Origin of the sequence: Shewanella sp. CG12_big_fil_rev_8_21_14_0_65_47_15, from assembly GCF_002783505.1 — a bacterium.
Taxonomy (GTDB): Bacteria; Pseudomonadota; Gammaproteobacteria; order Enterobacterales; family Shewanellaceae; genus Shewanella.
The window spans coordinates 30,279-43,027 of sequence record NZ_PFGL01000071.1 but is presented as its reverse complement, the minus strand read 5'-3'; the positions used below and the strand labels follow the sequence as shown (position 1 = coordinate 43,027).

The 12,749-nt window shown below is 43.5% G+C and carries 10 protein-coding genes; 1 reads left to right on the top strand and 9 read right to left on the bottom strand.

Annotated elements, in window-relative coordinates; translation table 11 throughout:
• Nucleotides 1–265 precede the first annotated feature (265 nt).
• Entirely contained in the window at nucleotides 266–1,759 is a 1,494-nt protein-coding gene (locus COW15_RS20320; RefSeq protein ID WP_293635508.1) for a hypothetical protein, read from the bottom strand.
• Entirely contained in the window at nucleotides 1,756–6,735 is a 4,980-nt protein-coding gene (locus COW15_RS20315; protein ID WP_293635506.1) for an AAA domain-containing protein, read from the bottom strand. The genes COW15_RS20320 and COW15_RS20315 overlap by 4 nt, the downstream gene beginning before the upstream one ends.
• A 122-nt stretch (nucleotides 6,736–6,857) precedes the next feature.
• Between COW15_RS20315 and COW15_RS20795 the strand changes: the two genes are divergently transcribed.
• Nucleotides 6,858–7,007, top strand: a complete 150-nt coding sequence (locus tag COW15_RS20795) for a DUF819 family protein (RefSeq protein ID WP_363700924.1) — start codon at nucleotides 6,858–6,860, stop codon at nucleotides 7,005–7,007.
• Between the two features lie 683 nt (nucleotides 7,008–7,690).
• Here the strand turns inward: COW15_RS20795 and murA are convergent.
• Genes murA through mlaF form a run of 7 tightly spaced genes read right to left on the bottom strand, consistent with a single transcriptional unit; the run spans nucleotide 7,691 to nucleotide 12,315 of the window.
• On the bottom strand, nucleotides 7,691–8,950 hold the full coding sequence (gene murA / locus COW15_RS20310; RefSeq protein WP_293635504.1) for a UDP-N-acetylglucosamine 1-carboxyvinyltransferase: 1,260 nt from the start codon (nucleotides 8,948–8,950) through the stop codon (nucleotides 7,691–7,693).
• A gap of 12 nt (nucleotides 8,951–8,962) precedes the next feature.
• The gene (locus tag COW15_RS20305) at nucleotides 8,963–9,214 is read right to left on the bottom strand and encodes a BolA family protein (protein WP_293635502.1); all 252 of its coding nucleotides are present in this window, start codon (nucleotides 9,212–9,214) and stop codon (nucleotides 8,963–8,965) included.
• 18 nt (nucleotides 9,215–9,232) lie between these two features.
• Nucleotides 9,233–9,517: an STAS domain-containing protein gene (locus COW15_RS20300; protein ID WP_293635500.1), complete on the bottom strand. Its 285-nt coding sequence runs from the start codon at nucleotides 9,515–9,517 to the stop codon at nucleotides 9,233–9,235.
• A gap of 5 nt (nucleotides 9,518–9,522) precedes the next feature.
• A complete protein-coding gene (locus COW15_RS20295; protein ID WP_293635498.1) occupies nucleotides 9,523–10,173 on the bottom strand; it encodes an ABC transporter substrate-binding protein in 651 nt (216 codons plus the stop codon).
• Between the two features lie 11 nt (nucleotides 10,174–10,184).
• Nucleotides 10,185–10,658, bottom strand: a complete 474-nt coding sequence (gene mlaD / locus COW15_RS20290) for an outer membrane lipid asymmetry maintenance protein MlaD (protein WP_007650486.1) — start codon at nucleotides 10,656–10,658, stop codon at nucleotides 10,185–10,187.
• A 56-nt stretch (nucleotides 10,659–10,714) separates the two neighbouring features.
• Nucleotides 10,715–11,500 carry a lipid asymmetry maintenance ABC transporter permease subunit MlaE gene (gene mlaE / locus COW15_RS20285; RefSeq protein ID WP_293635496.1) on the bottom strand — a complete coding sequence of 262 codons (786 nt, stop codon included), beginning with the start codon at nucleotides 11,498–11,500 and terminating at the stop codon, nucleotides 10,715–10,717.
• A complete protein-coding gene (gene mlaF / locus COW15_RS20280) occupies nucleotides 11,497–12,315 on the bottom strand; it encodes a phospholipid ABC transporter ATP-binding protein MlaF (protein ID WP_198781132.1) in 819 nt (272 codons plus the stop codon). Before mlaF ends, mlaE begins: the two co-directional genes overlap by 4 nt.
• Nucleotides 12,316–12,749: the final 434 nt, after the last annotated feature.

The window sequence follows — 12,749 nt, the reverse complement described above, 5'->3', positions numbered from 1 at the left end:
AAACATCCATGTTTTAGAAGGTCACTGGTGCAACAATGCCAATCTAACTAACCCTCTAGCTGTTCGTTCAGCTAAAAAGATATTGCCCCATTCATAGCCACAGTTCTAGGGCGTGTGATCAGCTACTATGGGTTAATTGACCAAATTTTAGTAATGATACATAGTCTCCACTATTACTGGATCAGATCAACAAGTGGTTTTACGCTAAATATAAAAATTCTATACGGAGGTCAGCTACCATCAATAGTGGTAGCTGACCTATGTCTCACCGGTTTAAGCTCAGAATAGCTCTAGTTGATTTGCGAGATATTTTATTATTTAGCCAGTTTTGAGGTAGTAAATCTTGTGTCACTATATTTGACTTATTATCTCCATTATTTCCCCAAGTAATTTTTAGTTTATTCAAATCACTAAGTCTAGATTTGAATAACAGTTCTATCTGGTTAATGCGTTCAATCTCTCGAGTCATGTAGCCAATAGGAACGCTAATTCCACTATCTGAGTTTGGCTGTCCATGGTACTGGACAAGAGCAAAAATGCCTGGAATTACAAATAGCTCAACCCTATCGAGATGGAGAGGATCCGATAAGCCATATGGGAATATGTTTTTTAAATTTTTTGGGGCGTCCCAATTATTTCCATGGTGAATTAGTGAAATTTTTGCGTTGATGTCATTTTGTTCAAGAATATTTTTTAGATCTTGAACAAATCGATCTATATCATCCGAATTCGCCCCCCAAAAAGGAACGTTGCTTGGCATCCATAATGCTTTGAGATCAATATCATCTGTGAGTTCTCGAAGCGTGTTACGAATCCATATCAGGGCCTCACGACGATTTTCCAATAAATAGAGGGGGCCAAATACACCTCTAGTATCAGATGAACCATAGCCAGTTTTACTATTATCTCTAGCCGTCATCCACGCGGAATAGTCAACCCGGTAACCATCAACGAAATTTTTGAGTACAGAGTCGTCCACCAAACGGCAATAAGTTTCTGCGTTGGTACCCTTTTCTTCAATAATATTGCTACCAAGAAAATCTGCGATATGAGATTCCAACTCGCTACTTAGAGGGCGGCTTTGGCTAGAGCCAAGCCGTTCTAATGATCTAACCCATTGTTTAGGCTCTCCCTTAGTAGGCATGTAGTTGAACTCAATATCAACAGGTAATAAGAGAACTTCACTAGCGGTACAGCCCATCACTTTGTAAAGCTGGGTACGTTGGCGTTCATATTCATTATGGCGAGTTACTTCAAGATAACTTCTAAATTGTCGGCTGAATTCCTCAATTATTTTATCTACTCCTATGTCTTTCGAAGAGTTTGGCATAGGGAGTTCAGGTAAACCATACATTAATCGGCTAAGCTTTTGTTCTTTACGTACCGTTAAAGCGAATGAGTCTAGTACTACGTGTTCTGTTTGTTCAGTGTATCGTACCAGCATGGGAACGCCGTCTTTTTGGCTCGTTAGTAGTGGACTAGGAACCAGATAGCCTTGTTGATCCATTGAAGCTAGACGTTTGTCAGCTAATGATTCTAACAATTCTTCTTCTTCTCGTTCAGATAGGCCAAAAAATTCACGTAGCTCCGCTGGAGACAATCGTTCAAAGAGAATCAGCAATCTGCAAGCAAATAGCTCAATGGCGGGCATTGGCTTTTCTTCAGTCCATGCCACGTTCATAATATATTTCCGCGCAGGTATCAAAATGCTTATTCGATTTCCAATACGAGGTTTAACTTCTATAGAACTTGAGTTCATGCTGATATGACTTCCTTGTTGGATTCAAGAGACGTAATAATTTGATAATTGCGATGCCCCTGCATTGTTTGTTTTGATATGAATTCATAAACACTACCCAATGCTGAATCATTGTGTTCTCTACGCCACATGCGGCTAGCGCCCAGAATAACTAAGCGCTCCTGAGCCCTAGATATGGCAACGTTAATTCGAGAGGTGTCTCTCAAAAATCCCTGCAATGTATTAGGGTTATCTCGTACCAAACTAAGGATAATAATTTTATTTTCTTGCCCTTGGTATGAATCAACAGTGTCAATTCTTATTAAATTACGTAATGGACCCATCCATTCAGCTTGATTGAGTTGTGTTTCAATCTCATTCTTTTGTGCTCTATACATTGTAATGATGCCAATTGGATGTGGTTGTTCATTCGTGACAGTTTTTTGAAGATCTTCAACAGATTCTGCATCGACTAGAGCTCGCAACAATTGTACGAGTACATCAATTTCATACTGATTTGTATAACCAGGCTCGGCCTCTGTTTCGCCTTCATCTGAAGTTGTGTCAATCCAGCTAACACCTTTATTCCATGGGAATGGCAACTCGTCATACCAAGCTTTAGCCGGCCCTCGACCAGTATATAGTTTTCCAATTTCATCAGCGTAAAAACATGCTGAGACCAGATCTCCAATGGGTTCAATCATACGATATTGAGTATCTAGAGTAACCCCCCCACATGCTTTGAAAGCTCTCTCAAAGTCAGATTCCAAGAAAGCCTCTTGGCTTATTTCAAGCTGCTTACTTGCATGTTTTATGTGCCCATTTTGGTAAAACGGTGGTAACTGTTTGTGATCGCCAACTAATAAGACTCGTTTAGCACTTTGTAACGCAACCATTAATTCACTAGCTTGTGCTCGGCCGGCTTCATCAACAATAACCCAATCAAACTGAGTTTGATCCAGTTCCAAACTACGACGTCCTACTCCTACTAGGGTACCGCAGGCCAACTGTTTGGTTTTTAGCATAAATCGATCATAACCAGCTTCCCCTGAACGAAGAACGTCGAGCCAATCTTGACTTAAAGATAACAAACTGTGCAGTCGCTCAACCTTAGCAGGGTTATTTACTCCATGGCTTTGAGCTAATAGCTGCAACAGTTTATCCAATAGAGACTCACTTTCTGTTGGTAACTCACCAAGAGCACTTTCAAATTGATTACGAACTATTGTTTCGATAGTTTCTAAAGTTTGGTCTTTGCGGTGCATTAACTCAGTTAACTGATCAGTATTACGATCATTAGACTTGCCGCCCGTTAATAGTAACTCTGAATATTGGCGCTGGTACTGTCTAAGTTGTACAAGTAGAGGCGCTAAAGTGCGGTGGAGTCGGGTAGCATCTTGAATTAACTCATGTGGTAGCTGCAGTCTCTTAGATAGTGCGCAGATTCGTAGATCGTATTCTCGATGAAACTTGTGACGGATTTTTTGCTGTAATGCTCTGGTGTGGGTAGGCAGCATACGATCATCGATTAAGGATTCACTGCCAATACGGATGGTATCTAATTCTAAGCCCTTATCAGAGCATAGTTCACGAGCCTTAATTGCAACATTATCCACAGCTGAGTGTTGTTGACCTACGAGCAAAATGTTATTTGCACCAGCATGTTCAAAAAGATAATGAATAAACTTGCTAACGAAAGTCGTTTTACCAGTACCTGGAGGTCCTTGTAGGACTCCAACAGGGCCTTGGCCAACTAAAAACTGGAATGCTTCTAGCTGTTTATTATTTGTTTCTTGACCCGGGACATCATACAAATCTCTCAAGGCCATAACGGTTGGCCTTTCTGACATTTCCTTAAGATCAGGCTTATGGCGACTATCGAAATAGTCCACTAAATTGGGAATGACTGATTTTTTAGAAATCACTCGGTTTAAAGCCTTCAGACGCAGTTCTCTTGAGGATTTACTTCGAATAGACTCTAGTTGAAGTATTCTTCCTGACACAAACTGCCTAGATGCCCAATTATTCACTGGCTGGACAGCTATATAACTGGCCGTAGTTTCGTTAATTAGTATTTCACCAAGCTTTTCATCAGAATTTGATTGATAGACATAATAGGTATCTTCAATATCAATTTGTAGATCACGTCCGTCAAGACATGAGTACGGGTACATTGGATGTCCGCTATCGCTTATTTTTTCCTCTGCACCAAATTCAATCTGAAAAGATTGTCGAAGTTGGCCTTCTGTTTTAGCCAATGATTCCCATAAGTTAATAGGGGATAGCTCTTGGCGTTCTTCTTCGGTTAAGGGTTCATCTGAAGCTTCGTTGGAAAGATTGAATTGTTCAATAATGGCATCAATCACGGCTTCGGTATCAAGAATTTTGTCAACTAAATCACATCGCTCATTTAACTTGCCATTGTTCAGGACGATTGGTTGAGATAGTCGCGCTACAGACCGTTGTTGAGCGCTAACAACATCACTAAGTGGGATTGAACTTGTGTATCGAACCCAAGTAATCTTACGTTTTATAACGTCTAGGTTCACTTTTAGAGAGGCGCTGCTACCAGTAAAGAAACATTCTAGCTCTTTTTCTGTGTCATTCTCGTTATTTCGTCCTTTGCTCCATTTGAAATTGAAATAGTAGCCGCCATCAATCGGTTCAAATAATGTAGGCGTTTTAGGGAAGTTGGCATCTCCCCAACTTAACAATATCGACTCTTCTGTAGATTTATTTTCTGTTATTTCAATTGGTGTTGTTAATATAGCGTCACTTTGTAGCGCATTCAGTAGTGGCGCTAGAGCAACTGGTATTTTGTTCTCATTATCTCGAGCTCGAATTAGTTCGTCTCGCACTGATTCTGGCAGTTCTTCTTCAAATAATTCTTCAACTATCTTAAAGATGGCGAATCGATCACGGCCATAAGCGTCAGTAACAGAGGGGTTGGCTGGGCCATACTCTGTGTTATATGCTTCCGTTTCGCTACCGTAGTCAAGCGCATCCAAAAGAACGACTTGTTCTGCATTAGAGTCTTTTAGCAGAATATTTTCAGGATGCAGGTCGCCATGAGAAAATCGCTTCTCATGGAAGTTCATTACACTAGTAACTAGGTTGATGGCTAATTCACGTTTTTCTTCTTGAGATAAGGTCAAATCAATTAAATAATTTGACCATGTTTCACCTTCAATATACTCGGTAACGATAAATAAACCCTGAGAGTTCATTAAACCAAAATCCAAAAGTTTTGGCGTTGGTAATGTAGTCTCTTGAAACATCTCTAGACGTTTAAGAAATTGAAGAATACGTCGATTTGAACCTATCTTTTCTGGAGAAATTTGTACATTTCCCCATAGTTTTACCAATATTTCTTGATTGTCTTTCTTAGCAACAAATGCTTTTTTATCGCTTGTCGTTGCAAGGGCTTGTAAAGCATCGTTGAGCTTTTCTGGAGGAGGAGGGAATGCTTGTAATATTAGGTAAGGATTCAGTTCTTCGCGCCTATGCGGACTATGCTTTAACTGTTCATAGATCTGCTGTGATTCTTTATCCTCAGAGATGCTGGTCCCTGTGAGAATGTTGAACTCTACTAACATGGTGTGAGCACCTTCATAGCGCTCAATTGCATCCCAAGATAGTGCTTTTTCAAACCACGGAGTTAAGCTGCCATCGAAAGGGTCATTTTTGGGAACAGTCCATTCTGGAACACCGTTAACCTGTTGGAGTTGTTGATTAAAACAGATTTGATATGCGACAGATGCTAAAAGAAAAACATCTAAGCGAAAAGCATCAATGAGTTCGCCGTCACACATAACGTCTTCGGGAAGCGAAATCGACGAACTTTGTAATAATTTACGATGATCGGAAACTGTACCGGTTTCAGGAAAGAATGCAGCTCCAAAGCCAGAAGCCAAAATGCTATGATGGTTTTTTGCATACCAAAGGTTATGCGGATCAATATCTCTATGAGCAATTTTTAAGGCATGCAAATCACTAAAAGGAGCGAGGAGCGCTCTTACACGATCAATCCGCTGCTCCTTTGACCAAGATGCAGAATCACAAGATATCACTTCATCCAGTCGCTCTGTATTTCGAGGTAGCTCATACAACTCACAGAAATCTTCGGTGACATCATCAACAGAAACATCGTTTACATACCTGAGAAGATAATCACGCATAGTGCTATTATCTCGGATAAATTTTCCAATTCTATTTTCCCGAAGTGCAATATTTGACCAAGTAGATTGTAATGCGTTTAACGTCCCTAATTGACTGAAGTCCCAGCGCCGAATTAATCCTTTTGAGGCAGGCATTGTTCTATCTTGGGCTGAGAACTCCCTGTATATAGAGTTTCTGTGGGCAAACCATGGTTTATCTGCAATTACCTGAAAATTTCCAACAACCAACTCCTTTTTTTTAATCTTTGGTCCTTCAAAAAAATTGTAGATAATTGGTAAGGCGTTAGGAGAGTTTGGTCGAGGACATCCTCTCGTATTAAAGAAGTGGTTTAGATTCTTATTTGCAACAAGGGCCTCATATTTATCAGTAGCTCGTATAGCCAGAAATTCTTCGAGCGTGTGGACGAAGAGTCGTTCAGCCTGAGGGAGATTATCCGGAGTTGCATTACCACAGAGTACAACATGAGCTTCAACTGTCAGCCAATAACCTAGCTTGTGTGCCAGCTCTCTATCAAGTAGCTTCTGCAGGCGTAGAGCGTGTTCGCGCTTGATCGCAAAAGGGCTTTTTCCACGATTTTGGCCATTTTGAATCCACATACCATTATCATACTGAATTACACCATTCCATTCTTTTAGCTCAACGAGAAGTAGACGGTCATGGGTAATAATAAGACAATCAATCTCCATTGGACCTTGAGAATCCGAAGCCACAAGCCCCGCAAATCCATGCCAGCTTTTTTGAAATTCTAATTCCATTTTATGAATAGCCTTGAGCTCGCTTGCGTGAAGCCCTGCTCCCCCTACCTTTCTAACTTCCATGGCTAGTTGTCCCTTGTCTGAGTTTTATAATTTTTTTGTTTATATCATAAATTTACTTAATTTAGTTATTAAAAGTCTCACAGGGTTATTCCAAAAATGTGACATTAAACCCATTGTCCATCATGGTTCAAATGGATATACGGTTATTGCTATCTTTGCCATGGTCCTTCGTGGTTGGTTTAATTTGGTTGTTGTTCCATATTTTATTGTTAGTGGCTACTCGATATCTGAAGTTGCCCTTTAGTTATCTTGCAATTGCTAGCCAATTGTAACTATGGTGGTGCCGAATCAGCGCCTATGGTTGCGAGTTCTTGCAACAAAGCTTAATACCACTTGCTGTTTTAATCGCAGTTTTGGTTATTATGCATGGACGAACTTTGTTGCACGGGCTTGCGCTTAGTGGTTACAGCAATTACAACGTAATCATTTTCATTCATCTGTCTCAGGTTTATTGGTTAACAATGCCATTTGTCCAAAGACAAATCACAGCCAGCTTCATTGAAGCTAAAAAGTGGTTTTCCATACTTTTGGTAATCCGAAATGTAGAAGTTAGAGTAAAAAACCTAACTCGAAAATGTCCCAAAACGTGCCGCGTATTTCTTTAAAACAAACAGGCCACACCGATGTTAAACAGGTGATCCATGGTGATTTGCGAGACGACCGTCCGCCCCATGGACGGACTTGAACAACATCCTTGTTTAACTGCCAGTTCACCGTCCATGGCTCTCGTTCATAAGCTTAGAAACCCTAGGTTTCTATTCACCGTGTCGGTGAGCAAGCGTCATGGTTCTTCTATATGAGCCTGCATTTAATTACCAAACAATAAGTCATTAGTGATATTAGCCCTTCTATATTTAACGTTCTTCTATCCCTTTCCTTTTAGCTGAACAAATTGCGGGCAATAAAAAACCAGCACTAGGCTGGTTTTTTATTGGGAGCTAGTTCTAAGCAAATGTTATTGCACACGCTCTACCTGCGCGCCCAACCCTTGGAACTTATTCTCTATGTGCTCGTAGCCGCGATCTAAGTGATAGATACGATCGACGATAGTCTTGCCATCGGCCACTAGGCCCGCAATTACCAAGCTCGCTGATGCGCGTAAATCCGTCGCCATCACCTGCGCACCACTCAAAGACTCAATCCCTTGAATAATGCAGGTATTGCCTTCAAGCTCCATGTTCGCACCCATACGGATAAGTTCTGGCACGTGCATAAAGCGATTTTCGAAGATGGTTTCGGTAATGGTCGCTGTGCCCTGGGCTAATACGTTTAGCACGCAGAACTGCGCCTGCATATCGGTTGGAAAACCGGGGTATGGCGCCGTCTTGATATTCACTGCTTTTGGACGTTTGCCTTGCATATCCAGTTCAATCCAATCTTCGCCCGTCGTAATCTTAGCGCCCGCATCCTCAAGCTTAGCGATCACCGATTCCAATGATGCAGGGTCAGCCTTTAAGCAACGAATGCGCCCACGGGTCACAGCGGCGGCCACGAGGAAGGAACCGGTTTCGATACGGTCTGGCATCACGCGGTAATTACAGCCCTGTAAACGCTCAACCCCTTGAATACGCAGGGTCGCACTGCCTACACCGGTGATTTTTGCGCCCATGGCAATCAAGCAATTCGCCAAGTCGATGACTTCAGGTTCGCGCGCCGCGTTTTCAATTACGGTTTCGCCATCGGCTAACGCCGCCGCCATCAGTAAGTTTTCCGTCGCGCCAACACTCACCATGTCCATGAAGATGTGAGCGCCCTTTAAGCGGCCATCGACACGGGCCTTGATGTAGCCTTCTTTCACTTCAATCTTGGCGCCCATCATTTCGAGGCCATGTAAGTGTAGGTTCACCGGACGCGCGCCAATGGCACAGCCACCGGGCAATGAAACGTCAGCGGTACCATAGCGTGCCAATAACGGCCCTAAGATCAAGATAGACGCACGCATGGTTTTCACGAGATCGTAGGGAGCGCAAAACTCATTCAGATTCGTGGTCGAAATGCGGATCTGTCCGTCGCCAAGCTCGGTCACATCGGCGCCAAGACAACGCAGCAATTTGCAGCTGGTGCTCACATCGCGCAAATTGGGGACATTCGACACAATAAAATCAGTCTCGGCTAACACGCCTGCCATCAAAATAGGCAGCGCAGCGTTTTTAGCACCTGAAATGATCACATCACCAGCAAGCGGAGGGCTTGCTTGAATCGCTAATTTATCCACTTTTCCTCACTACTAGCTGTTGAAAATTTTCTCGCGTTTCCATTGAGTCGGCGTGAAAGTTTTAATCGTTAATGCATGTAATTCACCGCTGGCAATGTGTGCCGTTAGCGGTGCATAGATGGCTTGTTGCTGTTTGACTCGGCTCATACCATCGAAACATTCGCCCACGGCGATCACTTTATAATGGCTGCCATCGGAGCTAGCGTGAACTTCTTCAAGCCCTAACGCATCACGTAAAATCTGTTCTATTAAGCTGCATTCCATAAATCTAGTACCTTGTTTTCAAAGCGCTTCTTCGGTGAAGAAGGACTGTAAATCGTATAAATCGATTAATTTTTTAAGCTGCTCAGAGGCCAAGCAAAGTGTCAGCGGCGAGTTATGGGCACGCACTAGAGCCAGCAAAAAAGCCACTCCGGCGCTATCACTATATTCAAGCCCTGACAAAGACAACTCTTGTGTCTGCTTTTCCAGCAAATTTTGCCGCTGTGGCCACAACGCTATCACTTGTGTCTGTGATAGGCGTCCCTTGATATGACAAACCCTGCCCTGCTGCACAAATTCAACCACGGCGATTACTTCCCTGATTTAGATTGTTTAACCACTTTTTCTTTAGTGCGCTCTTCAAGCATCTTAATCACGGGATCAATACCCTGTTGGCGGATAAGGTTAGAGATCTCAGATTGCTTAGATGACAGCAAGCTCACCCCTTCGGCCACTAAATCAAACGCTTTCCATGAGTCATCCTTCAAACGGCGCACTTTAAACAGTAACTTTATCGGTGGACGACCCGCTTCGATGATTTGCACGTTGACGTCGACAATTTTCTCGCCGCTAAAATCGGCACCGGGTGAAAATTCAACTTTCTGATTCGTGTATTCGGTAAATGCCTGTGCATAGGTAGAGATTAAATATCCCTCGAAGGCAGTGACAAATCGATTGCGCTGATCTTCTGTCGAGTCTTTTAAATACTGACCTAATACTTTGTAAGAGGCATATTTATAGTCGACGTATGGCATTAATTCTTCGCGTACGATCACCTTTAGATGATCCGCATCGGCATCGATTAAGGCCTTATCTTGGTGGAAACGATCGAAGGTTTTATTGGCAGCGGCTTTCACCATGGCATAAGGATCCATAGTGTTAATCGCTGCATCGGCAATAGCATTCATTGCGGTAAAAACCATCACTAACGGCAGTAAAAAGCGAGATAAGCTTTTAAACATAGTGGTCACCCCTATTTATCCTTTGAACCCATACTATATAAAAACTGACCAATCAGGTCCTCTAACACTAAGGCAGAACGAGTATCGTCAATCTTATCGCCATCCTTAAGCATACTGACATCGTCATCCATAAACCCGGGGGTTAAACCGAGGAATTGTTCACCGAGCAAACCCGAAGTTAAAATAGCTAAGCTACTGGTTTCAGGAAATTTATCATAACGTTTGTCCATCACAACCGTCACCACAGCCACCAGTTTGACAGGGTCGAGGTCAATATTACTCACCCGCCCAACCACAACGCCGCCCACCTTGACCGGTGAGCGCACTTTAAGGCCGCCAATATTAGTGAAGTTGGCCGTTAAGGTGTAGCTACTGTCGCTGGTTTTCACCTCGATATTGGCGACTTTGAACACCAACACAAGGAAGGCGGCTAAACCTGTTAAGAGAAACACACCCACTAACAATTCAATTTTTCGTGTCAACATGCTCAGTTACCACTCTGTTAATCCATCTAACCTGTGTCGAAATCCGCAGTGTTCCGTTAGCGGCCAAACATCAGGGCTGTCAATAAAAAATCCAATGCCAGTACGGCGAGGCTTGATTGCACTACGGTCGATGTCGTTGCCCGGCTAATTCCTTCCGGATTAGGGATCACTTGGTAACCACGATATAGGGCAATCCAAGTGACCACTACGGCAAACACACCACTCTTGATCAAGCAGTTAACTATGTCTTTGCGCCATTCTACCGATGCTTGCAAAATCGACCAGAAGGCACCGTTATCGATCCCTTTCCATTCCACACCGACTAAATGGCCGCCATAGATACCCACAGCCGTAAACATCAACGCCAGTAAAGGCATGCTGATCACCCCGGCCCAAAAGCGCGGTGCAATAATCTGCCGCAGTGGGTCGATAGCCATCATTTCTAAGCTTGAGAGCTGCTCGGTACTCTTCATTAAGCCGATTTCAGCGGTCAATGCCGATCCCGCTCGTCCGGCAAATAACAATGCCGTGACCACGGGCCCAAGTTCACGCAACAAACTCAAAGCCACCATAGGCCCAAGGCTTTCTTCCGTCCCAAAACCGACTAAGATGTTGTAGCCTTGCAGCGCCAGCACCATGCCGATAAAGAGGCCCGAAACTAAAATGATCACCATAGATTGCACGCCGACCACATAGATCTGACGCACCAATAATGGAAACCCTTTACGCACCCTAGGCCAACGGAAAATTGCGCCCCAAAGCATCAACCCTGCACGGCCAAAACCGAGCACTAGCTCAATCGCACTGCGGCCCAAATCGGCAATACGGTCTAATAACTTCACTTGCCAACTCCTTTTGCCATCAATTCTTGCTGATAGTTATTCGCTGGATAATGGAATGGTACAGGGCCATCCGGCGCCCCTTGAATAAACTGTTTCAGCTGCGGATTATCGGCATATTTGAGTTGCTCAGGTGTCCCATGGGCGATAACTTTTTTATCTGCAACGACATAGACATAATCGGCAATACCTAACACCTCATCCACATCGTGGGACACCACAATTGAAGTAAGATTAAGTGCATCGGACAACTCACGGATAAGCTTCACTAACACGCCCATGGAGATAGGATCTTGCCCAGCAAAAGGTTCATCATACATGACCATTTCGGGCTCAAGGGCGATGGCTCTGGCCAATGCCGCGCGGCGTTGCATACCACCGGATAATTCGCTAGGCATCATTTGCGCCGCACCTCGCAGCCCGACCGCCTCAAGTTTCATCAACACAATAGTACGAATAATTTCTTCGGGTAAGCCTGAGTGCTCGCGCAGGGCGAAGGCCACATTATCGAAGACGTTAATATCGGTAAATAAAGCACCACTTTGGAACAACATACTCATGCGCTTACGTAATTCGAATAATTCGTTACGGCTCACACCATGCACATCGTGACCATCAAACAATACTTGCCCATGATCGGGGGTGAGTTGACCACCGATTAACTTTAATAATGTGGTTTTACCAATACCGCTCGGCCCCATAATGGCGGTCACTTTGCCCCTAGGAATAGACAGGCTAATATCTTCATATATGACACGTTGACCACGGCTAAACCCCAAATGACGGATCTCAACCAACGGCGTTTGTTCTTGAGTCATGCTTGATTCCGATATTTGAAAAGAGGTGGTCTGCGTCTTCCCGATGCAGACCAATCGAAGAGCCGCAAATTGTACGTAATTGTGCTTTAACCTACAACAGAATCGACACTATCGTCCGACGATACTTTCAATTTGCCTCATTTCCAGCGAAAATGCGCGCGAAGTTTTCTATCCCTGAGGGTAAAATGTTACTTAATGTTTTCAAGCGGGTTAGGAAATTCGTAACGATTGTTGAAGTCATCACTAAATAGCCCAGTATTCTGACCGACGACATGGATGCTAAAACCTAACCCTGATGGCCATATTCGAAGAAGCCACGGCAAGGCGATAGGCCATATGGATAATTTCATAGGCATAAACGGTAAAGACGATGATACTGCTCAAGACATTGAAGCACTAAACAGTGCTATTCTGCCCCCTCAATGGGGCGACAA